A 22,447-nucleotide genomic window follows, 5' to 3' on the forward strand; every position below is an offset into this window, starting at 1 on the left:
AATATATAAGTTCAGTTTCTTCTTTTTATAGAGTTAGATAGATTGATATGTTTTTAAAATTTTTGGAGGTGTAAAGGATGGCGAAAGGTATAAAAATTGCAACAATTGGCGGCGGATCAAGTTATACTCCGGAATTAGTAGAAGGATTTATTAAACGGTATGATGAATTTCCACTAAGCGAGCTTTGGTTAGTCGATGTGGAGACAGGGAAAGAAAAACTGGAGATTGTCGGGAACCTTGCAAAACGAATGATTAAAGAGGCAGGTCTTCCAATCGATGTACATTTAACATTGGACCGCAGAGAGGCTCTGAAGGATGCTGATTTTGTAACAACGCAATTCCGTGTCGGCGGTTTAGATGCACGTGCCAAGGATGAGCGCATTCCAGTGAAATATGGTGTACTTGGTCAAGAAACAAATGGAGCTGGCGGCCTGTTTAAAGGACTGCGTACGATTCCAGTTATTTTGGGAATTACAAAAGATATGGAAGAGCTTTGCCCAAATGCATGGCTGATTAACTTTACAAATCCAGCCGGTATGGTTACAGAAGCTGTATTGCGCTATTCCAATATTGATAGAGTGGTCGGTCTATGTAATGTGCCAATCGGTATGGAGATGGGGGTCGCTAAATTATTAGATGTCGATCATTCCCGGATTCGGATTGATTTTGCAGGACTGAATCATATGGTATATGGGTTAGAAGTTTATCTGGATGGAGTAAGTGTGAAGAAAGAGGTAATTGAAAAATTATCTGATCCGGAAAACTCCAGCTTCGTTAAAAATATTGATGGCATGGGCTGGGAGCCTGAATTTATTCAAGCGTTAGATGCGTTAACATGCCCATATCATATGTATTATTATAAATCGAAAGAAATGTTAGATAAAGCGATCGAAAGCTCTAAAACAGAAGGTACGCGTGCGGAAGTCGTTCAGGCATTGGAAAAAGAATTATTTGAACTTTATAAAGATGAAAACCTTAGTATCAAACCACCTCAATTAGAAGAACGAGGCGGAGCATATTATTCCGATGCAGCAGTTCGGTTGATTACATCTATCTACAATGACAAGCGTGATATTCAACCAGTAAACACAATGAACCGTGGTGCCATTGCGAGTATCCCTGCTGAATCAGCGGTTGAAGTCAGCTGTGTGATTACAAAAGACGGTCCTGTCCCATTGGCGGTTGGAGATCTTCCTGTTGCTGCCCGCGGACTTGTGCAGCAAATTAAGTCCTTTGAGCGTATTTCAGCAGAGGCAGCTGTGACCGGAGATTATGATAAAGCGGTACTTGCTTTAACAATTAATCCGTTAACGCCAAGTGATAAGATTGCGAAACAAATTATTGATGAGATGATGGAGGCGCATAAAACACATCTTCCTCAATTTTTCCAAGAAGAAGTAAGCGTGAATTAATACAGGTGCTGGAAGTTGTAAGGTGAGAAAAGTGTAAAGCTAACATGTTGTATGCTTTCTTACATGAATCGAAAAAAACAGATACCCGGCGCTGGGTATCTGTTTTTAAATGAAGGGGATATTCACATGATTAAATTAGTGCTGACGGATATGGATGGAACATTCTTAAATAACCGCGGTGATTTTAACAGAAATTTGTACAATGATGTAAAAAAGATAATGCATGAAAAAGACGTTGTTTTTGCGCCTGTTACGGGCAAACAATGCGAGCGTGTCGAGGAACTGTTTGGTGAGGATGCAAATGATTTATGGATTTTAGGGGACAGTGCCACACGAATCAAGCACAATGGTGAATTTGTTTATGAATCACTGCTAAACAATAAATTAGGACTGGAAATTATCCAGCTGCTTGAGGAAATAAGTCTGGAGCATACGATTATTGCATGCACAAAAGAGGCAGCAGTCGTTAAACAGGACATTTCCCAGGAAGAAGCAGCGATTGTCAGAGGGTCTTATGCGCAGGTCAGACAGGTTGCTGATTTTAAGGAAATAACGGATGATTTTGTTAAGATAACGATTCATGACCCTTCCTTGAATTGTTTTGAAACAAGAGAAAAATTAGCACCTTTTTTTGAATCAGCTTATATTGTGGCTTCAGAAGCAGCCTGGATTGATATTGCAGATGCAAATGTTCATAAAGGAACGACCGTTGAACAGCTGCAGCGGATGTTGAATGTTTCTCCGGAAGAAACCCTTGCCTTCGGTGATGGTTATAATGATATAGAATTGATGAACAGAGCGGAATATAGTTTCGCCGTTCGAAATGCAGTTGAAGAATTAAAAGATGCTGCCAATTTTATTACGCGCTCTAATGAAGAAGACGCCGTGATGAAAACAATTATTCAATTGTTAACTTTGCAGGAAAGTGCAAAGGTTACAGAGTAGAGGATATTTAAAGGCTGGGTTAGGCTGGACTACAATGGTATAAATAGATGGGAAGTGAAAAGGGGCTGCTGTACGATCAGGTAACTGATTGTGCAACAGCCTCTTTGATTTATTTAAAATAATAAACCTTCTTTAAAGCAACGCAAATTGGGATAGCTATCAGAATGCCCAGGACACTTTGGACGATATCCCCAGGTATAGAAGCCAGTGGTGTAATCCAGTTTCCGTATATAATGGACTCACCAATGTAATAAATAGCAATCATAAATGGAACAGAAACAATTGTTGCTGTCATGTTTAAAGCGATGCTATTTCCTTTGCGGCCTTGAAACCAGGCAATTTTACCAACGATGTAACCTTGCAGCCCGCGCGCTATAATTGTTATAGGAGTCCACAATAGCCATCCCCCGATCATATCAAATAAACCCATTCCGATTGCTCCGGCCAAGGCACCTTTTTTTGGTCCGAATAAAATAGAGGCAATAAAAAGCATCGCTGTACCCATATGTACGAGCCCTCCATTTGCAGCAATCGGCAGTCTGAAATTTAGAAATGCTGTAGAAATAAAAATGAGCGCGATTAGCATAGAAGTAATGATTAAGTCTTGTGTTTTTTTACGTGTCATTAAATAAGCTGGTGTATTCTCCATATTCAAACCTTCCTAACTTGAATTATTTTTATTACTTTAGCAGAATATTGACCTAACTTTAAGTGTCAATTTATGAAAAAATAACAGGGTCAGTTGATTGATGAGCTGAAAACGATTATGTAATCTGAAATAAACGATCCGTTCCCGCCAATATCGCCTATTACCTTTAATGACAAGCCAATCTTCAAATGATAAAATAGAAAAAGTTTCAGTTCGTTCAAGGAGGTTCATATGAAAAAAGTTGCTGTACTTCAAGATTTGTCATCCTTTGGGAAATGCTCTTTAACTGCTGCAATCCCTGTTCTTTCCGTCATGGGTGTTCAAGCCTGCCCTTTGCCAACAGCAGTTTTATCTGCACAAACGGCTTATCCGAGTTATTTTTGGGAAGATTTCACTTCTAGAATGAACCATTTTACAGAGGAATGGAGTAAGCTCGGGGAAACATTTGATGGAATATTTACTGGATTTGTAACTGGTGGAGAGCAAATCAAAAATATTTTTCATTTTTTAGATACGTTTTATACGAAAGAAACAAGGTTACTGGTAGATCCTGTCATGGGGGATGATGGAGAAGTCTATAAGATTTTTACCGGGGGATTATTGGAGGAAATGAAAGAATTAGTGAGACATGCAGATGTGATTACACCAAATGTGACAGAATGCTGTTTATTGTCTGGATTATCTTATGAGAAGTTACATAGCTATTCAAATGGCAAGGATTATATGGAAGCATTGAAGGAAGCAGGGAATAACCTGCAGCAAGCAACGGGCGCTGAAGTCATTATTACTGGTGTGAATCCTCCGTCAATTGATTCAAAAGAGCAGTTTATCGGTAACTTGTATTTAGATAAGAATAAAACATTTTACCATGAGATGGAGTATAACGGGAAAAGCTATTCAGGTACTGGCGATTTATTTGCTTCCGTCATGATGGGGAGCATCATGCGTGAAGATAACCTGGAAAATGCTGTACAGCTTGCTGTCGCATTCCTCAAAGAAGCTATTCAGGATTCATCGAAAGAAAAGATTCCTGAAATAGAAGGGATAAACTTTGAAAAATATTTGGGGATGTTGATTGAAAAAAATACGTAAGGTATTTCTTCTTCTTTTAGCTTTACCTGCAAAATAAGAAATTCAAGCACAAAAAACCCCCGAATCCATTCGGGGGTTTCATCGTTATTACAGCTCTTCGCCATTGGTCGCAATGACATTTTTATACCAGTCAAAGCTTTTCTTTTTCGTACGGCTTAATGTGCCATTACCTTCGTTATCACGGTCTACATAAATATAACCGTAGCGTTTTTTCATTTCACCAGTAGACGCACTGACAATATCAATTGGGCCCCAGCTTGTATAGCCGATGATGTCCACGCCATCCTCGATTGCCTCTCCCATTTCATTAAGATGTTTTTTCAAATAGTCGATGCGATAATCGTCGGTGATAGTCCCATCTGCATTTATTTCATCCTTCGCGCCAAGGCCATTTTCTACAACAAATAATGGCTTTTGATAGCGGTCATACAGCTGGTTAGCTGTAATGCGGAAGCCTTTTGGATCGATTGTCCAGCCCCATTCCGATTTAGAAACATAAGGATTGGATACGGAACCAAAGACATTGCCGCTTGTAGCATTTTTAAGAACCTCTGGGTCGGTACTGGTTGTCCGGCTGGAATAATAGCTAAATCCAATATAATCCACAGTGTTGTCTTTTAAGATTTGCTCATCTTCCGGTTCCATTTTGATATTCAGATTATGATCTTTAAAGAAACGTTTCGCATAGCCTGGATATTCTCCTCGTGACTGCACATCAATGAAGAAGAAAGATTCACGGTCTTTCTCCATTGCTTTGAAAACATCATCCGGATTGCTTGTATATGGATAGAACATACCTGCAGCAAGCATACAGCCGATTTGTGCATCTGGAATAATCTCATGACATGCTTTTACCGCTTTGGCGCTTGCTACAAGCTGGTGGTGGGCAGCCTGATAAAGTACCTGGTCGCGGTTAGCTCCTTCTTTAAGGACGATACCTGCTCCCATGAATGGAAGGTGCAGCAGCATATTGATTTCATTAAAAGTCATCCAGTATTTTACTTTGTCTTTGTATCTCTCGAAAATCGTAATCGAATATTTTTCAAATAAATCAACGAGTTTTCTGCTTTCCCAGCTGTTATACCGTTCAATCAGGGATACAGGTACATCAAAGTGTGCGATGGTTACAACGGGTTCAATATTGTGTTTACGTAACTCATCAAACAAATCATCATAAAATTGAAGACCTGCTTCATTAGGAGCTGCGTCATCTCCATTTGGGAAAATACGTGCCCATGAGATAGAGAGTCTAAATGATTTGAAGCCCATCTCTGCGAATAAGGCGATATCTTCTTTATAGTTGTGATAAAAATCAATCGCTTCGTGACTAGGGTAGAAATCTTCTGGATTCGGCTTGAGATCGGTGATGTGGCCTTCCATTATTCCTCTTCTTTTCTCTCCGGTAGGGAGCAAGTCAACGTTTGTCAGTCCTTTTCCATCTTCAAGATAAGCACCTTCTACTTGGTTGGCAGCAATAGCGCCGCCCCATAGAAAACCTTCTGGAAATCGTTTATTATTTGTCATGAAAATTCCTCCTTGCGTTTTTTATAAATATTCCTTCTACACTTTTGTAATAATTAATACATCTTCTTTCATTATTGTATCACCCGACACAATTTCAAGCTCATTATAAGCCTTTGTATTCGTGATGACGATAGGGGTGACGACAGAATATCCAGCCTCTTTGATTTGATTTATATCAAATTCAACCAGCAAATCTCCTGCTTTCACTGTATCCCCTTGCTTAATACGTGCTTCAAAGAACTTTCCATCTAATTCTACAGTGTCCATTCCAATATGAATCAGAATTTCAGCACCATTGTCTGTGGTCATACCGATAGCGTGATTCGTTTTAAAGAGTGTGGTAATGACCCCGTTTGCCGGAGCGTACATCCGGCCGTCACTTGGTTGGACCGCAACTCCTTTACCCATTGCTTCGGAAGCAAATACGTCATCTGGAACGGATGTTAATGGAATGATATCTCCATTAGCAGGGCTTAAAATATTTTCATTTTGGACGGTAATCTCTTGATTGGTCTGATTCGCATCATCTTCCGCCAATGCTTGGTCTTGAACTTCCTCCTGCATTTTTTCATCACCGACGACCGCTTCGGTATTTTCTTTTTGATTAATACGGCCAAAGAAGTATGTTAATACGAAGGCAACGATAAATGCTACAATGATGGATACCAGCATACCCCAGAAACCGCCGTCAATGCCGTTTTCCGGATGGATAAATGTCGGGATTTTAAATACACCCAAAGGTCCTGCACTGTAAAGCGCCGCACCTGTCATAGCAATAATCGCACCACCAGCGGCAGATCCGATACAGCTCATAACAAATGGTGTTTTCAACGGCAGGGTAATCCCGTAAATCGCAGGCTCTGTTACACCAAAGAACCCGGAGATAAAGGCAGGGAAGCTGAGCCTTTTTAGTTTTTTATTTTTTGTTTTTATCCAGACAGCAAGTACTGCACCGATTTGTGCGAAGGAAGCAGCAAATGTCATCGCAATCAGCATGTCAAACCCTTGCACGGCTAAGTTATTATAGTAAATCGGAATAATTCCCCAATGAATTCCGAAAATAACTAATACCTGCCAGAATCCGCCAACAACGATACCAGCAATGACTGGGACAGCTTCATAGCCTGTTTGGATGGCATATCCAATGGATTGTGCCAGCCATGTTGCGATAGGGCCAATAACAATAAACGTTAATGGTACAATGATAAGCAATGTTAAGAATGGCACGATAAACGACTTCACCACTTGTGGAATAACCGACGCAAACCAGCGTTCTATTTTAGCTGCAAAGTAAGTGGATAGAATAATCGGTACCACGGAAGCGGTATAGCTCATTAAGATAATTGGAATACCTAAAAAGGATACTTGTACAGGAGATTCTAAAATCGTCCCGCTGAATAATGTCATGAATGGTTCGCTTTCCCCGATTCCTGCGAGGTTCGGGTGAACAAGCGCAGCAGCAATGGCCATACCAAGAAAAGGTGTGCCGCCAAATTTTTTCATGGCTGTGTAACCTAAGAAAATAGGTAAGAATGTGAAGAAGCCATCACCAATTACATTCAGTATTTGCGACGTACCACTGGTATCTTCTAACCAGCCCAGCGCAATGAACATCGAGTTAAACCCTTTGATAATACCTGTTGCCATTAGTAAAGGGAGAACTGGGATGAAGATATTCGAGATAATATCGATGAAGCTGGAGAATAACCCTTTTTTCTCGTCATCCTTTGCTTCATTGTCATCTTCTTGTTTTTCATTTTCGAAACCGCCTACAGCAACGACCGCTTTGTAAACATCCGGAACATGGTTGCCGATGACGACTTGGTATTGTCCGGAACTCTCCCGGACAGTGACGACATCTTCATGATTTTCTAATGCCTTTCGATCCGCTTTTTGGGAATCCTTTAATCGGAAACGGAGTCTTGTCACACAGTGTGTTACGCTATTTACGTTCTCTGTGCCGCCGACTAATTCAATAATCTCTTTAGCTAACTGCTCGTACTTCATCTTTTTCCCCGCTTTCTAATTTTATTTGAATGACTGATTGCAAATAAAAAACCTGAACGAATTAGAATAGACGCAAAGAGATTGCATCCTTCCATTCCGTTCAGGTTATGCCCAAAATAGGTAACATTCCTAAAGTTGTATATACAATTGTTTTGTTAATTAACACCTATAATTTATCACGGGTGCTATAGGAAGTCAATAAATTTTTTAATCGTTTTCATAAACTCTGGGAAGTAAAAGATTTTTGCCTGCTTAGAAGCTGATAAATCAGCAGCCATATCAGGCATTTTTTGTTTAGGTTGTTACAGCTGAATGTATATCATCGCAAACACGAAAGATAGATTGCCGTAACTTATTCGGAACTTCTCTTATTTATGTTTGCGGGTATACATTCCAAGATGCTGCATTTAACCTTTCTCTCTGCGTCTTCTAGAGTTTTCCCCCATTTGTCGCAATTACATCTTTAAACCAATAAAACGAATCCTTACGATATCTTTTCTTGGTTCCATTGCCTAAATCGTCTTGATCCACGTAAATAAAACCATAGCGTTTTTTCATTTCCGAGGTGCCTGATGAGATAATATCGATTGGCCCCCACATCGTGTAACCGAAAAGGTCGACTCCATCGTTGATTGCTTCCCGCATCTGTTTAAAGTGTTCCGCGAGATATGCAATCCGGTATTCGTCATGGACCGTACCATCATCATTCAATTTATCAAGTGCTCCAATTCCATTTTCAAGAATAAACAATGGTTTTTCATAACGATCATATAGATGATTTAATGTGTATCGTAAGCCTTTAGGATCGATTTGCCAACCCCAGTCACTCGCTTCTAAATGAGGGTTTTTAAGCACATTGGTCACATTGGCAGCTGTTAATTCAAGGTTTTCCGCATTGGCGCTGGACACCATGGACATATAATAAGAGAAACCGATAAAGTCAGCGGTATATGTTTTTAATAGCTCTAAATCATTTTTTTCCATCTTTAATTCAATATGATTATCTCTCATATATTTTTTAGCGAAAAGAGAATAATATCCTTTTGCCTGAATATCTAAATACATCAGATTTCGAAGCTGGTCATCCTCCTGCATAGCCAGAACATCTTCAGGTGCGCATGTATGAGCATACGTTGTGAAGTACGCTACCATACAGCCGATTTGATTATCGGGATCAATCTCATGCGCCAGTTTTGTAGACAGAGCGGCTGCTACATACTGATGATGTAACCCCTGGAACAGCATTTCTTCATAATTCGCTTGTCCTTCATTGAGTATTCCTAATGTTTTTGGTCCTGCTTTAATGCTCATATTGATTTCATTAAACGTGATCCAATATTTTACTTTTCCTTTATACCGTTTGAATAGAACCTCCGCATAATTTACATAGAGATCAACTAATTTCCTGTTGTACCAGCCGCCAAATTTATCAATCAATACGATTGGCATATCGAAATGAGAGATGGTAACTAAAGGCTCTATTCCGTATTTTAAGCATTCTTCAATGACTTGGTCATAATAATGTAATGCTTCTTCATTCGGTTCAGCGTCGTCTCCATTAGGGAAAACTCTGGCCCATGAGATCGAAAGCCGGAAAACACTAAAACCCATCTCATAAAATAATGCGATATCTTCTTTATACGTGCGGTAAAAATCAATCCCTCGTCTTTTCGGATAGTAGGTAGGGTCTTCGTCATTTCTTGCAGCTTCAATGGTTTCTCTGTTGATTATTTTTTGTTTTGTAGGTTTGGATCTATCGATTACTTCATATTTCATGATGTCTGGAATGGTTAATGATTTTCCTCCCTCATTCCATGCACCTTCTGCTTGGCAGGCAGCGATTGCTCCGCCCCATAAAAAATCTTCTGGAAATGTATTCGTCATATCAAAAAACTCCTTTTAAATATTGTTAGAAGGGGAGAGGAATAATCACTTTCCTCTCCTCGGTAAACCTTTAATTTTCTACAGTAATCAAATGATCTTTTCTTTGAATATTTTTTTCTTCCGTCGATAAGACGCGAGCATAATTTTCGGTATTTGTTACGATAATAGGTGTTGTCAGCGGATAGCCGGCTTCTTTGATTTGTTCGATATCAAATTCAATTAATAATTGGCCTTGTTCCACTTTAGCACCTTGTTCAATGTGACCGGTAAAATATTTTCCGTCTAATTGTACCGTATCCATGCCAATATGGATTAAAATTTCTACACCCTGATCGGAGGTGATTCCTATCGCATGATTGGTTGGAAATATTGCTGAAATCGTTCCAGACACAGGAGCAATCAGTTTTCCTTCAGTTGGTTCAATAGCTACCCCTTTACCGAGCGCTCCAGATGAAAAGGCAATGTCTTCAATTTGTTCTAATGCTTTTACTTCTCCAGTTAATGGACTTGCAATCATTTGTTTTTTTAATTCCATGCCTGATCCAGGTAAAACGTCCTCTGGCTGATCCAAATCGACAGCTTCCGTTACAGGAGTTTTTTCTTCGTTGGCACGTACGCCTCCAAACAGATAGGTTAAAACAAAGCCTAATACAAAGGCTACAATAGTAGCAATAACAGCTCCCCAGAATCCAAAATCGATGCCTTCCGGATTGATGCGGTTGATATAACCAAACACTCCTAGACCACCCATCATATAAATCTTTGTACCGGCAAGTCCAAGAATTGCACCGCCAATACCAGAAGCAATACAGCTCATAATAAATGGCTTTTTCAATGGAAGGGTAATACCGTAGATAGCGGGTTCTGTTATCCCGAATATACCTGAAATAAATGCTGGAAAACTCAGTGTTTTTAACGATTGTTTTCTTGTTTTAATCCATACTCCCAATACAGCCCCGATTTGAGCAAAGGAAGCTGCGAATGTTATTCCAAGAAGCGGGTCTTGTCCGGCAACTGCCAGATTATTGATTCCAACTGCAACAATTCCCCAATGTAATCCAAATACAACGAACACTTGCCAAAACCCTGCAAGAAGAAGCCCGGCAACAAGAGGTGTTAAATCATAAATCCAAGTAATTCCTGCACCTAACGCTTGGCCCGCCCAGGTAGCGATTGGACCGATTACCAGGAAAGTAATAGGTACGACAATTAAGATAGTGAAAAATGGAACTAAGAATGCTTTGACAACACTTGGCATAACCTTTTTTAAGCCTTTTTCTACTTTAGAGCCAAAGAAAGTTGCCAGAATAATTGGTATAACGGATGATGCATAGCTCATTAAAATAACAGGTATGCCCAAAAAGGTGATATGAACAGGGGATTCAAAGATGGTCCCTGTAAATAGTGTATAAAGCGGTTCTCCCTCTGTTATTCCTGATAATGCTGGATAAACGAGGGAGGCACCAATTGCCATCCCTATAAACGGAGTCAAACCAAATTTTTTACTGGCTGAATAACCTAGGAAAATAGGCAGGAAGTAAAATAATGAATCGCCTGCTGCGTTTAATAGCTGGTAAGTACCTGAAGTATCCTCCAGCCAGCCTGCAGAAAGAAACAGGGCGTTAAATCCTTTTATCATTCCTGTTGCAACCAAAACACCAAGTATTGGTGTGAATATTCCCGAAATTAAATCAATAAAACGGTTTAATAAGCTTTGCTTTTCTTGGTTGCCATCATCTGGATCAACTTCTCCCCGTGCTTCGAAGCCGCCAACCTGCACTACTGCCTGATACACATCAGGCACATGATTCCCGATAACGACCTGATATTGTCCGCCGCTTTTCATAACGGTTACAACATCGTCCATATTCTTCAATACTTCTGTTTGTGCTTTACTTTCATCTTTTAACTTGAAACGTAACCGAGTAATACAATGCACAACACTGTAAACGTTTTCTTTTCCGCCGACATTTTCAATAATATCTTTAGCTAATTGTTCGTATTTCATGTCTCTCCCTGCTTTCTGGTTTATAGTGAAATTTTCCAAATAAAAAACCTGAACCAATTGATATAGACACAGAGATAGTGCGTCTTCAATCCGGTTCAGGTTATGCCCAAAATAGGTAACATTCCTAAAGTTGTATATACAATTGTTTTGTTAATTAACAACTATAACTTAGCATGACTTTTATAGGAAGTCAATAAATATTTAAGCGTTTTCAATAATTGGTCACTTTTAGCAGTGTCTCGGGAGTTTGACGGCTGAAGAATAGAAAAATGCTCCAAAGCCTTGATAAATGAGGAAGATATTCAATTGAAATACTCCAATATAGATTCCTTTAAAAGGAGTTATCTTATGGAGTGGGGGGATGATTGAATATAATAGCCGCGGTCCCTGAATAAAAGGAACCGCGACTTTTATATAATCTATTCTGATTTTCTAATCGTATAAGAATCAAATTCTTCCATTGTATCAGTGCGGTAAGATGTGATCGCAAATGTGTCTTCAGTAAAGCTGATATGAGAGAAGGTTGGTACATAAAATTGCTCTCTGAAAGCCAAGTAGTCGTATTCTTCTACTAAATCATAATACTTACTGCCGCTGGCAGAGCTGCTTGTTATATACAATGTTCCTTCTGGATTCACAGCAGCTGTCTGATTCTCATCTTCAAATTCAACATCTTCAACCGGTTCAAAGTTATGCATTTGATGGGTTCTGGCATAAGCATGATCATGCCCCATTAATACAACATCAATGCCTGACTCATCAATAGCAGGGACTAAAACATCACGTCGAATAGGCACATCCTCACTCTCCGATTGTTTGCCGGCCGCGTAAATGGATTGGTGGAACATCAACACTTTCCAGTCAAATTCTTGATCGGCTGTCTCTTCCATTGTTTCTTCCAAGAATTGAACATGTTCTTCGTTATTCATATTATTGGCATTCAACACCAAATATAAAACATTACCATAAGTGAAGTAGTAATCACTGCTTGCCTCATCTTCACCATATGACGTTAAATTGGGCTCATTAAAGTGATTTTTATAGTTTGGAGCAACATCATGATTTCCTACGGCGGATGCAGTTGGATAAGAAGCTAGAATCTCTGGCTCAAAATATGCATCATATTCACTTTCTTTATCTGGTGCATCTACAAAGTCACCTGCGTTTAGAATCATACTAGCATCTGGCGCAGTTTCAAACGCATGCGCTAATGTTTCTTCCCATCCAAAAACATCGGTTGGAATCGTGCCGGTACCAATCTGAGCATCTGCTAAGAAAATTGCCTCGTAACCATCCGCGATATCTTGTGTACGCAGTGGAAAGACTTGCGAGTAGCCGTCTTCGTTACCGACACGATAGAGGTAATCGGTATCACGTTCCACTTCGACAGTTGCTTTGTTAGTGTAATAATCTGTCTCTGTAAATTTCGTATAAGCTAGTTCTGTGGAATCTGCTTCATAAACAGTGGCATCTTCTATAGAAAATGCTTCAGGATCTGTTCCTTCAACAACTTCTACATATCCTGTTTCAGAGGATAAAGCATTCCAAGTAAAATTAATGCTGCCTTCGTCTGCCCCTGTATTGACAGAAACATTCTTCACAGCTTCACTGTCTGCTGCCAGCTCGGTCTCATCCGGATTAAGGATGACGTCCACTAATTCAAAGCTGGTTTCGTTATCGTCTGGGTCATACGCATGCAACTCAACAGCAATCGTAATGTTCATAAAGGTATTGCCGTCATCATCTGTTGTTGCTTCACTTAATTCATGCGTTGTCATATCCTCCTCTTCATCGTAAACTTCTTCATACTCACCGGGTACATAACCATTGGTAATACTTGAAACATCATCTACAATAAAGGTTTCTTCAATAAATTCCCCATCAGCAACTTCTTCTTGAGCTCCATATTCCATATTTTCAGAATAATTATTGGTTGGGATATTATGGAAACCTCCTACAGGACTTCCGTTGATATACATTGTCATTGCATCATTGTAACGAGCGGTAATTTCAAGTGCATAAATACTTTCCGCTTGTTCTTGGGTTAGTGTGAACGTATGGCGTAAGAAGTAAGTACTTTTTGCTTTACCATCCTCCGTTGTCGCTAACACTTGTCCATCTGTTTCGGGGCTGGTACTAAATACAGTTCCTTCATAGGTTGGCCAATCTTCTTCTGTAAACTCCATTGGAATGGTGCCCCAGTCTAACCAGCCTTCAGGATATGCCCAGCCATTACGCTTATTCCAACCTTCATACCAAGTTCCGGCATTTGGGTCCTTGTCATCATCGTAATAGCGCCATTCCATATCTTCATCCACCACGTTAACAGTTTCCAAGCTTGTAATATCAGTATCAAATAATGACTCTAGCGAAGTGGCACTCTTATTCGTGGTCTCCGTTTTCTCTGCTGCTTCCGTTTCTTCTGGACTGTCAGTCTCTGCATCATCAGAAGATGGATTGGTGCAAGCTCCTAATACTGCTGCTATTGCCAATAAACCAATTAAAAAAAGAATTAACTTTTTATTCTTCATAGCTACCATCCTTTTTTATATTTTATATAATGAATATCTCTTTTGCTCAGAATAGCTTCACAAACGAAGGCTTGGCATTCAAAATGAATCTTACCTCCTTTCACAAGTATTTTCTGCGCATGAATCTAGTCATTATCCTTTTTTGGATTTAAATGGAAGCGCTTTCCTTTTTTAGGAAGCGAACATAATGGTTTTTTTTTGAGACAAAAAACATGTAAGCTTTATCTGTTTGAATATAAGAAATGCCGTTTCTGATCAACCGTTACAGCAGTCGAGAAAACACGCATAAATCTTACAACATGGGTTTTAACTATTTAATCAAGGCTTATTTAGAGATACAACAGATGAAAGTGAAGAGGCGAATAATTCAGCCGTTTAATGTCTTTATGCACAACTTCCAAGATGATTACTTATTCTGAGCTAATGAGATGATCATTTTTACAAATAAAAAACCTGAACGAATAAGAATAGACGCAAAGGGATTGCATCCTTCTATTTCGCTCAGGTTATGCCCAAATAGGTAACATTCCTAAATTTGTATAAATTATTTTTAATTAACACATACAATCTATCATGACAACATCTTGAAGTCAACAAGATTTTAAGCGTTTTCATGAGTTGGTCACTTTTAGCACGGTTTATAGTTCATTTACTCGGTGGATGTGAACAGAATTAGACATTCTAGCCACCGTTATTTTTAATAACCCTTATTGTAATGCTTTTCCAGATCTTCCATTAAATCTTCTGCATCCTCAATCCCGACTGAAATTCGAAGTAATGTGTTGGATATTCCGAGTTCCTGCTGTGTTTTTTCAGGAAGCGTTGCATGTGTCATTTAGACAAATTCATCCAATCCAATTCAGGCATCCACTGTGTCATATGGTCTTGCATTTCAGAATAAACGTCATCAAGATTCTCTATCTGCTCCTCAGATGCTTGTTCTAATGGAACAACTTGTATATCTTTCATGGTATCGCCATCTTCTTCTTCTTCAAACTCCACAAAGGTCGGTTGGAAGCGGGGGTTTTGAACAAGCACTTCATCTTCCTCCTTCACCAAATCAAATTCTAAAATTCCGCCAATACGATTGTAAAACTGATATTGACCGGAAAGGAAGTTTCCTAACGAATAAGCAATTAATGTCTGGTTTCCTTCTTTTCCTTCCAGCCATTCTATCGGCTGGAGAACATGCGGGTGATGACCAATCACGACATCCACGCCAAGATCTGCAGCATACTGTGCTAAATCCTTTTGTTTCTGATTAGGCATTCGCGCTTCCTCTTCGCCAAAATGCAGACTGATAATTGTTGCATCTGCCAGCTCGTTTGCTTTTTCAACTTCTTCTTTGATCTGCTCTCTTTGAATCAAATTAACGAGATAAGGTTTTCCCTCTGGGATAGGCATGCCGTTCGTTCCATATGTATAGCTTAGAAAAGCAACAGAAATATTCTGTTCTGTTTCTATTACCCTGATTTCAGACTGATCCTTTTTACTTTGGAAGCTTCCCGTGTAAAGCATTCCGATTTCTTGATAATAGGCAATGGCGTTTTGAATCGCTTCTTCGCCACTGTCTAATGTATGATTATTGGCCATGGTGACGATATCGACGCCAGCATCCTGTAAAGCATCTCCAATTTCAACTGGACTATTGAAATTAGGATACCCTGATAAGCCGATAGATTCCCCGCCCATAATGGTTTCTTGATTGGCAACAGTGATTTCCGGTTCCCTTAAATAATCTAAAACTTCAGCAAGCATCGGTTTAAAATCATATATTTCTCCATCCCAGGCATCGTCATATACACGGTCATGGATTAAAATATCTCCAATTGCAGAAATCGTAATATGTGGTTGAATCCAATCCGTTTCCTTCTCGCTCAGTGAGATGTTTCTTTGAGAGTGGGGACTGCTTGTATTCGAATCAGGAGAGGGTGTGCATGCTGTTAAAAGAAAAAGGGCGATGAAAAAATAGGTTAGTTTATGCATAGAAGTCTCCGCCTTTAACTGTTAATTAGATATATTCTACCACATAATTATTTTGAAACAAATAATGCTTTCATCCATAGAAAAGCTTATAATGAAAGAACTTCCTTCTTCTTAGATAGTAGAGAGGTCAATGACAACAGCTGGAAAGGGGTGCGTGTATTTGATATATTTTATTGCTTCCATACCGCTATTATTTTTAATTCTATTTCTGATCAGCTATCTTCGGGATCCGCGTAAGCTGATTAATGGGCTTCTGTTTAATGGCTTTTTAATCACTTTCTTTTTCTTTTGCGCATTCTTTTATATTTACATCGATGGGCCCTATCAGTATATCGTGCTGGTTTTTCCTGCTTTACTTTTGATTTTGATGATTCCGTTTGGTGTGCTCGCATTAATTGGCGGGTTATTTTACAATGCCAAAGTGTTGATGGGGAAGGAAGGAAAACGATTCAGGAATTCCTTAACATTGATTATGGCCATAGGCATACTTACATTGATTATTATCAATATGGTCAATCCGACACAGTTTTTCCCGGAGTATTTGCATCCGCTATTTGGAGGAGCCAGTTTGGTTGTTATCTATGTTTTCTTGCATATGTTTAACTTTTTAACAGCTTATGGACTGAATCAATGGAGCCGTCCAAAACGGAATCAAGATTTTATTATTGTATTGGGGAGCGGGTTGATTAATGACCGGGTGCCTCCATTGTTGGCCAGCAGAATTGATAAAGCGATTGAATTTTATCATCAGCAGAAAAAAGTTACGGTTCCGCCGAAAATTATCTTTTCCGGGGGACAGGGCCCGGATGAAGGACTTCCAGAAGCCGAAGCCATGCAAAACTATGCTGTAGAAAAAGGAATACCAGTGGAAGATACGATTCAAGAAGACAAATCAGTCAGCACGTATGAAAATATGAGGTTTTCCAAAAGAATCATGGATAACTTGAGTGGAGAAGGAACGTACCAGAGTATTTTCGCAACGAATAATTTTCATTTATTCCGTGCTGGGATTTATGCACGAAAAGCTGGATTGGACAGCCAGGGGATTGGTTCAAAAACAGCATTTTACTATTGGCCGAATGCCATGGTCAGAGAATACATTGCGGTAGTTGTTATGGGACGTCGCCGTCATTTTATGGCAGTCAGCTTTATTATGGGCTTTGCGGTGCTTTTATCCATTATCAGCTATTTTCTTACCTGAGAAAATACTTCATAATAAAAGAAATCCAAACATCTCAAATTCTGTAGAAAGAATGTTGATAACGTTTGGATTTCTTTTTCTTATCAAAGAGAATCGTCCGTAAAATTCCTAATGAAGTTTCGTTTTATTGTTGCTTTGCCCAATCAGGAACTTCTATCCTGCTGAGAATTTCTATTTCCTTTTCACGGTCATCCGTGTAGGAGCTGACTTTCTTTAAATCATCATCCACTTGCCCGGGATGGGTCATTACTTCAATCGATGTTCCATTTTCTTTTTGAAGAACATCAAATAAATCATCAGTAATCCCTTCTTTATAAAAACCAGTCCACAGCGTATCTGTCCAGCATATTTCCGGATGATCTGCTATGGAATCAACATAACGCACAGGAACCTCGTATTCTTTGGCAAGCTTGATTACTAGATTTTTTAAAGGAGGCCAGCCATGAACGTGATGATGGCTGTCGATATGATCAAGCGGCAAGCCTGTTGCTAAATAAGCATCCAGCTGTGCGCGCCATTCCAATTCGACTTCTGAAATATTCGGAGCTTCCGTATCACGATAACCGCTGGTAAATCGAAAGGTTCCATCTGATTTTACGAGGTTTGGTACAGATGGATGAAGCGGTTTTCCCCAAGTTAATACAAGATGGATGCCAACCTTTAAATTGGGATTTTCCAGCGCCTTTTCGACAGCGTAATCGGTTGCAAGTCCATTCATCATTAAGGTTGTTGATGTTACGCAGCCGTCTTGATGTGCCTGGATGATTCCATCTGTCACTCCTTTTGTCAATCCGAAATCGTCTGCATTGATTTCTATTCGCATAAAAACCACTCCTGATAGATTTTTTAATTACTTCGAATAAGTACGTTCAATCGAGAAGTTTGTTTTATCTCCCCGAAAAAAAGATCTGGAAAATTCAACTTTATTTCCGTCTTTATCTTCCGCCAGTGTTTCAATGTAGAAGCAGGGCAGACCTTGCTCACACTCTAAAAATTTGCATATTTGCTCATCTGCAAAAGCTATTTCGATATTTTCTGAGGTTTTCGCAATCCACACATCAAAGAATTCGTTTAATGATTTATATAGAGAATGACCCGCATGTTCTGCTGTAATTCCCGGAGCAACAGACCAGGGGACATAAGCTACTTCATACTGTGTAGGCTCTCCATTCGCTTTACGGACACGCTCAATACGTTGAATAGGATCCTGGAGATTCACATTTAGCTGATCAGATAATAATTCATTTGCAGCAACGACAGAAATATCTGATACTTCAATTTCCGGATGTTTTCCCTGATCGGCTAATTGGTCACTATACCTTCTGACTGTCTGGGATAAAGCCTGTTTTACTTTTTTATCTGCAACAAACGTGCCCCGTCCTTGCTGACGAACTAAATACCCTTCTAATGTAAGCTGATTTAAAGCGGTACGAACCGTGGTACGACTGACATTAAAGCTCTTACATAATTCCAGTTCGGGAGGGATTTTCTCGCCGGGCTGATATTGATTTGTCTTAATACGATGTAACAATTCTTCTTTGATATAAGTGTGTAGTGATTGGTTTCTTTCCATAGATTCCGTACTCCTTTAGCGACACTTTTAAAAAATCATACCCTTTTAAGTGTAAAAGTACAAGGGATAAAGCAATGAATAGGACTAAAGACACGAAAAAGTGATTTTATCCATAGCATTCTTTAAGAAATCAGCATCTAAATTCTTATGAAAGTTTCTACTATAAAGATAGTTTACTAGATAATCGATAAAAATACAATTGTTATAACATTTATATTTTGTTTTATATAGACAAACGAAAATTTGTATGATACATTTAAAACAAGTAATACAGATGGAACAATTAAAGCGATTACAAAATAGAATTAAAGGAGCAGTCGATTATGTCTTTAAAAGTAGTAATTATCGGTGGAGGTTCTAGTTATACGCCAGAAATTTTAGAAGGACTTATCGAGCGGCAGCCGACATTACCTGTCTCAGAAATTGTTCTGGTAGATGTGGAAGCTGGAAAAGAAAAGGTAGAGACAATTTGTCAATTAGGAAACAGAATGATAGAAGAGGCTGGTGCAGCTATTGAATTAACTTGGACACTGGATCGGAGAAGTGCTTTAAAAGGTGCAGATTTTGTCTCGACACAGATTCGGGTTGGCGGATTAGCAGCAAGAGCCCAAGATGAACGGATTCCGTTGAAGCATGGAATGATTGGGCAAGAAACAAATGGTGCTGGCGGAATAATGAAAGCGTTTCGAACAATCCCGGTATTAATGGAAGTCGCTGAAGAAGTCCGGGAGCTTTGTCCAGATGCATGGATGATTAATTTTACCAATCCGGCAGGTATCGTTACGGAAGCGCTGCTGAATCATTCGGCACATAAAAAGGTTATTGGTGTCTGCAATATTCCATTTAATATGCGTCATTCTACGGCTGAATTATTACAGGTGCCTCCTGAGGATGTATGGATTCAATTTATCGGGCTGAACCATTTTGTGTTTGGAGACAAAGTCTATGTCAGCGGGGAGGATCGGACAGAGGATGTATTCCAAAAGCTGCTTCAAAAAGAGTTTGATTACAGTCCAGCGAATATTATGCCATTAGATTGGTCAGAAACATTTATTAAATCTGCCAGACTATTGCCGAATCCATACCATCAATATTACTTCCAGTCGGAAACCGTATTGGAAAAAGATCTAAAAGCTTATGAGGAGAATGGGACACGAGCGGAGGTTGTTCAAGCGTTAGAGGAATCTCTGTTTGAACTATATAAACAAGAAAGTCTCCGAGAGAAGCCAAAAGAGCTGGAACAGCGCGGCGGTGCATTTTACAGTCAGGTTGCCTGCAGTTTAATGGATTCTATTTATAATAACAAAGAAGATATCCAAACGGTAAATACGTGGAATCATGGCACGATTCCTGATTTACCTTATGATGCAGTGATTGAAGCGAATTGCGTGATTACAAAGAATGGTCCGAAGCCGATTGCAATTGGGAAGATTCCTGCACCGATGCGGGGGATGATTCAAAATATGAAAGCAATGGAAGAGCTGGTAATCAAGGCGAGTATGTCAGGAGATTACAAGGATGCCTATAATGCCTTTTTGGTAAATCCATTAATTCAAGATGAGAAAAAAGCAAAAGTGGTTTTAGATGAACTGTTGGAAGCACATGAAGATTACTTGCCACAATTTAAACGCTAGGGGGAAGAAAAATGAATAATACATTTATGCAAAAATTTATTGAAATTGCCGGCCGTATCGGTTCACAACGTCATTTAGTTGCTGTTCGTGATGGTTTTGTAGCAATTATGCCTTTGATTATTATCGGTTCGTTAGCCGTATTGATTAATAATTTCCCTGCCTTTGGAAGCTTTGATATGGTAAAGATTTTAAATAATATTTTTGGGGAAGGAAACTGGCAGACGCTGGGCGGAAGTGTTTGGAATGGAACGTTTGCCGTAATTGGACTACTCATTTCCTTTACAATCGCTTATAATTTAGCTAAGTCTTATGAAATAGATGGATTATCGGTAGGTTTGATCTCCATTGCTTCCTATATCATCTTAGTACCGGAAACAGCAGATTGGGGATTGAATTTTGCCTGGCTGGGTGCGCAAGGATTATTTGTGGCCATTATTATTGCGCTGCTGATAACTGAATTATTCCGTCTTCTGGTGAAGGCGAATATTACAATCAAAATGCCGGATGGCGTTCCGGAAGGGGTAACCCGCTCGTTTGCTGCATTGATTCCAGCGATGATTATACTTGCATTAGTCGGTTTATTCCAGGCGCTTATCAGTGTATTCGTAGGAATCAGCATGTTTGAGGTTATTTTTAATGCGATACAAGAGCCGCTGCAAGGTCTGGGAAATACATTGCCGGCAGCACTGGTTGTTTCTTTCTTAAATCATTTGCTCTGGTTCTTTGGTTTACACGGTACCAATATTATTGGATCGGTTATTGAGCCGGTTTATCTGCCATTGATTGAGCAAAATGCAAGCCTTTTCCAACAGGGTATGTCTGCGTTTGATGTACCAAATGTGGTGACCAAGCCATTTTTAGATTCCTTTGTCTTTATGGGAGGATCAGGTACAACGATTGCACTCTTGATAGCTATTTTTATTGTGATAAGAAAAGAGAAGAACCATCCATATCGGGAGGTTGCCAAGGTATCTGCTCCAGCAGGATTGTTTAATATTAACGAACCGGTGATTTTTGGGCTGCCAATCGTTTTAAACCCAATTTTCCTGATTCCGTTCATTCTTGTACCAGTTACATTAACCGTTATTTCTTATATCGCGTTGTCAACAGGACTGGTACCAAAAACAGTGGCAATTCTGCCGTGGACAACTCCGCCGATTTTAAGCGGATACCTGGTAACTGGCGGCAGCGCCAGAGGGATTATTCTTCAGCTTATTAACCTGACTGTGGCAGTGATTATCTATATCCCGTTCATTATGGCAGGCGTACGTGCGATGAAAGAGAAAATGGGAGGTCAATAAAACATGACAATGACAAAAGAAGAAGTGCAAATGCTTTCCTTTCAAATTATTTTACATGCAGGAAATGCAAAATCCGATGCGATGGAGGCATTGCTGCTGGCTAAAAAAGGAAAATTTGAAGAAGCAGCTATAAAGATGGATGCTGCGGAGGAGGCCTTTGCGGAAGCGCATTATATGCAGACAAGCCTATTGCATGACGAGGCGAATGGGAAAGCAACTCCGCTTTCCGTAATCCTGATCCATGCGCAGGACCATTTAATGAACGCATTAACGGTGAAGGATTTAGCCGTTGAAATGATAGATATGCATCAAAAAATAATTCGTCTGGAGGAGAAATAATATGAAAATACGTTTAGTTTGTTCAGCGGGGATGTCTACGTCGATGCTTGTGAAGAAAATGAAGGAAGCAGCAGAAGCGCAAAATGTAGCTGCTGATATTGAAGCGGTTGCAGAATCACAGCTGAAGAATCATTTAGATCAGTTACATGTTGTTCTTATCGGACCCCAAGTTCGCTATCTAGAGGGGAAAATCAAAGAAAAAGTAGAACCCCAAGGTGTGAAAGTGGCTGTGATTGATCAAATGGCATACGGAATGATGCAGGGAGATAAAGTTCTGAAGCAGGCTATTGAATTAAACGAAGGAAATTAAAATTGATTTGAAAAACTCGTATCTGCGTCTTGGCGGATATGAGTTTTTGTG

At 39.6% G+C, this 22,447-nt stretch carries 17 protein-coding genes and 1 pseudogene; 8 read left to right on the top strand and 10 right to left on the bottom strand.

From position 1 onward, the window contains the following. Positions 1-77 precede the first annotated feature (77 nt). Positions 78-1,412 (top strand): 6-phospho-beta-glucosidase, encoded by a 1,335-nt coding sequence (locus MKY65_RS03000; RefSeq protein WP_339182255.1) that lies wholly within the window; start codon positions 78-80, stop codon positions 1,410-1,412. A 126-nt stretch (positions 1,413-1,538) separates the two neighbouring features. Continuing rightward, positions 1,539-2,357 (top strand): HAD family hydrolase, encoded by an 819-nt coding sequence (locus MKY65_RS03005; protein WP_339182257.1) that lies wholly within the window; start codon positions 1,539-1,541, stop codon positions 2,355-2,357. Positions 2,358-2,466: 109 nt separating this feature from the next. On the opposite strand, the gene MKY65_RS03010 is transcribed toward MKY65_RS03005, so the two are convergent. Continuing rightward, a complete protein-coding gene (locus tag MKY65_RS03010) occupies positions 2,467-3,006 on the bottom strand; it encodes an ECF transporter S component (RefSeq protein WP_339182259.1) in 540 nt (179 codons plus the stop codon). 231 nt (positions 3,007-3,237) lie between these two features. Here MKY65_RS03010 and MKY65_RS03015 point away from each other — a divergent pair, with 231 nt between their 5' ends. Beyond that, entirely contained in the window at positions 3,238-4,098 is an 861-nt protein-coding gene (locus MKY65_RS03015) for a pyridoxamine kinase (protein WP_339182261.1), read from the top strand. An 87-nt stretch (positions 4,099-4,185) separates the two neighbouring features. Here the strand turns inward: MKY65_RS03015 and MKY65_RS03020 are convergent, their stop codons facing one another. The 7 genes and pseudogenes from MKY65_RS03020 to MKY65_RS03050 all read right to left on the bottom strand — a co-directional run bounded on the left by MKY65_RS03020 (position 4,186) and on the right by MKY65_RS03050 (position 16,038). Next, positions 4,186-5,622, bottom strand: a complete 1,437-nt coding sequence (locus tag MKY65_RS03020) for a 6-phospho-beta-glucosidase (RefSeq protein ID WP_339182263.1) — start codon at positions 5,620-5,622, stop codon at positions 4,186-4,188. Positions 5,623-5,658: 36 nt separating this feature from the next. After that, on the bottom strand, positions 5,659-7,629 hold the full coding sequence (locus MKY65_RS03025) for a beta-glucoside-specific PTS transporter subunit IIABC (protein WP_339182265.1): 1,971 nt from the start codon (positions 7,627-7,629) through the stop codon (positions 5,659-5,661). A 429-nt stretch (positions 7,630-8,058) separates the two neighbouring features. Further along, on the bottom strand, positions 8,059-9,513 hold the full coding sequence (locus MKY65_RS03030) for a family 1 glycosylhydrolase (RefSeq protein WP_339182267.1): 1,455 nt from the start codon (positions 9,511-9,513) through the stop codon (positions 8,059-8,061). Positions 9,514-9,583: 70 nt separating this feature from the next. After that, entirely contained in the window at positions 9,584-11,521 is a 1,938-nt protein-coding gene (locus MKY65_RS03035; protein ID WP_339182269.1) for a beta-glucoside-specific PTS transporter subunit IIABC, read from the bottom strand. A 419-nt stretch (positions 11,522-11,940) separates the two neighbouring features. Then, positions 11,941-14,052 (bottom strand): metallophosphoesterase family protein, encoded by a 2,112-nt coding sequence (locus MKY65_RS03040; RefSeq protein WP_339182272.1) that lies wholly within the window; start codon positions 14,050-14,052, stop codon positions 11,941-11,943. A 697-nt stretch (positions 14,053-14,749) separates the two neighbouring features. Continuing rightward, a pseudogene (locus tag MKY65_RS03045) lies at positions 14,750-14,887 on the bottom strand (PLP-dependent transferase); the annotation flags it as partial. After that, positions 14,884-16,038 carry a CapA family protein gene (locus tag MKY65_RS03050; RefSeq protein ID WP_339182274.1) on the bottom strand — a complete coding sequence of 385 codons (1,155 nt, stop codon included), beginning with the start codon at positions 16,036-16,038 and terminating at the stop codon, positions 14,884-14,886. The gene MKY65_RS03050 and the pseudogene MKY65_RS03045, both read right to left, overlap by 4 nt. A gap of 160 nt (positions 16,039-16,198) precedes the next feature. On the opposite strand from MKY65_RS03050, the gene MKY65_RS03055 reads away from it, so the two are divergent. After that, positions 16,199-17,239, top strand: a complete 1,041-nt coding sequence (locus MKY65_RS03055; RefSeq protein ID WP_339182277.1) for a YdcF family protein — start codon at positions 16,199-16,201, stop codon at positions 17,237-17,239. A 124-nt stretch (positions 17,240-17,363) separates the two neighbouring features. Here MKY65_RS03055 and chbG read toward each other — a convergent pair whose 3' ends face one another. Together chbG and MKY65_RS03065 are read right to left on the bottom strand one after the other, a co-directional pair. Continuing rightward, on the bottom strand, positions 17,364-18,062 hold the full coding sequence (gene chbG / locus MKY65_RS03060; protein WP_339182280.1) for a chitin disaccharide deacetylase: 699 nt from the start codon (positions 18,060-18,062) through the stop codon (positions 17,364-17,366). Between the two features lie 27 nt (positions 18,063-18,089). Beyond that, the gene (locus MKY65_RS03065; RefSeq protein WP_042531552.1) at positions 18,090-18,812 is read right to left on the bottom strand and encodes a GntR family transcriptional regulator; all 723 of its coding nucleotides are present in this window, start codon (positions 18,810-18,812) and stop codon (positions 18,090-18,092) included. 323 nt (positions 18,813-19,135) lie between these two features. Here MKY65_RS03065 and MKY65_RS03070 point away from each other — a divergent pair, with 323 nt between their 5' ends. The 4 genes from MKY65_RS03070 to MKY65_RS03085 are packed head-to-tail and all read left to right on the top strand — an operon-like array spanning position 19,136 to position 22,396. Continuing rightward, on the top strand, positions 19,136-20,446 hold the full coding sequence (locus tag MKY65_RS03070) for a 6-phospho-beta-glucosidase (protein WP_339182284.1): 1,311 nt from the start codon (positions 19,136-19,138) through the stop codon (positions 20,444-20,446). An 11-nt stretch (positions 20,447-20,457) separates the two neighbouring features. After that, on the top strand, positions 20,458-21,747 hold the full coding sequence (locus tag MKY65_RS03075) for a PTS sugar transporter subunit IIC (protein WP_339182286.1): 1,290 nt from the start codon (positions 20,458-20,460) through the stop codon (positions 21,745-21,747). A 3-nt stretch (positions 21,748-21,750) separates the two neighbouring features. Further along, the gene (locus MKY65_RS03080) at positions 21,751-22,086 is read left to right on the top strand and encodes a PTS lactose/cellobiose transporter subunit IIA (protein ID WP_339182288.1); all 336 of its coding nucleotides are present in this window, start codon (positions 21,751-21,753) and stop codon (positions 22,084-22,086) included. Position 22,087: 1 nt separating this feature from the next. Beyond that, positions 22,088-22,396 carry a PTS sugar transporter subunit IIB gene (locus MKY65_RS03085; protein WP_339182291.1) on the top strand — a complete coding sequence of 103 codons (309 nt, stop codon included), beginning with the start codon at positions 22,088-22,090 and terminating at the stop codon, positions 22,394-22,396. The last annotated feature ends 51 nt before the right edge of the window (positions 22,397-22,447 follow it).

Source organism: Oceanobacillus sp. FSL W7-1293 (genome assembly GCF_037969815.1).
Taxonomy (GTDB): domain Bacteria; phylum Bacillota; class Bacilli; order Bacillales; family Amphibacillaceae; genus Oceanobacillus; species Oceanobacillus oncorhynchi.

Bases quoted from the DNA above. Each gene is read 5' to 3' on its own strand.
- MKY65_RS03000 (WP_339182255.1), top strand. From the start codon at position 78: ATGGCGAAAGGTATAAAAATTGCAACAATTGGCGGCGGATCAAGTTAT.
- MKY65_RS03005 (WP_339182257.1), top strand. From the start codon at position 1,539: ATGATTAAATTAGTGCTGACGGATATGGATGGAACATTCTTAAATAAC.
- MKY65_RS03010 (WP_339182259.1), bottom strand. From the start codon at position 3,006: ATGGAGAATACACCAGCTTATTTAATGACACGTAAAAAAACACAAGAC.
- MKY65_RS03015 (WP_339182261.1), top strand. From the start codon at position 3,238: ATGAAAAAAGTTGCTGTACTTCAAGATTTGTCATCCTTTGGGAAATGC.
- MKY65_RS03020 (WP_339182263.1), bottom strand. From the start codon at position 5,622: ATGACAAATAATAAACGATTTCCAGAAGGTTTTCTATGGGGCGGCGCT.
- MKY65_RS03025 (WP_339182265.1), bottom strand. From the start codon at position 7,629: ATGAAGTACGAGCAGTTAGCTAAAGAGATTATTGAATTAGTCGGCGGC.
- MKY65_RS03030 (WP_339182267.1), bottom strand. From the start codon at position 9,513: ATGACGAATACATTTCCAGAAGATTTTTTATGGGGCGGAGCAATCGCT.
- MKY65_RS03035 (WP_339182269.1), bottom strand. From the start codon at position 11,521: ATGAAATACGAACAATTAGCTAAAGATATTATTGAAAATGTCGGCGGA.
- MKY65_RS03040 (WP_339182272.1), bottom strand. From the start codon at position 14,052: ATGAAGAATAAAAAGTTAATTCTTTTTTTAATTGGTTTATTGGCAATA.
- MKY65_RS03050 (WP_339182274.1), bottom strand. From the start codon at position 16,038: ATGCATAAACTAACCTATTTTTTCATCGCCCTTTTTCTTTTAACAGCA.
- chbG (WP_339182280.1), bottom strand. From the start codon at position 18,062: ATGCGAATAGAAATCAATGCAGACGATTTCGGATTGACAAAAGGAGTG.
- MKY65_RS03065 (WP_042531552.1), bottom strand. From the start codon at position 18,812: ATGGAAAGAAACCAATCACTACACACTTATATCAAAGAAGAATTGTTA.
- MKY65_RS03070 (WP_339182284.1), top strand. From the start codon at position 19,136: ATGTCTTTAAAAGTAGTAATTATCGGTGGAGGTTCTAGTTATACGCCA.
- MKY65_RS03075 (WP_339182286.1), top strand. From the start codon at position 20,458: ATGAATAATACATTTATGCAAAAATTTATTGAAATTGCCGGCCGTATC.
- MKY65_RS03080 (WP_339182288.1), top strand. From the start codon at position 21,751: ATGACAATGACAAAAGAAGAAGTGCAAATGCTTTCCTTTCAAATTATT.
- MKY65_RS03085 (WP_339182291.1), top strand. From the start codon at position 22,088: ATGAAAATACGTTTAGTTTGTTCAGCGGGGATGTCTACGTCGATGCTT.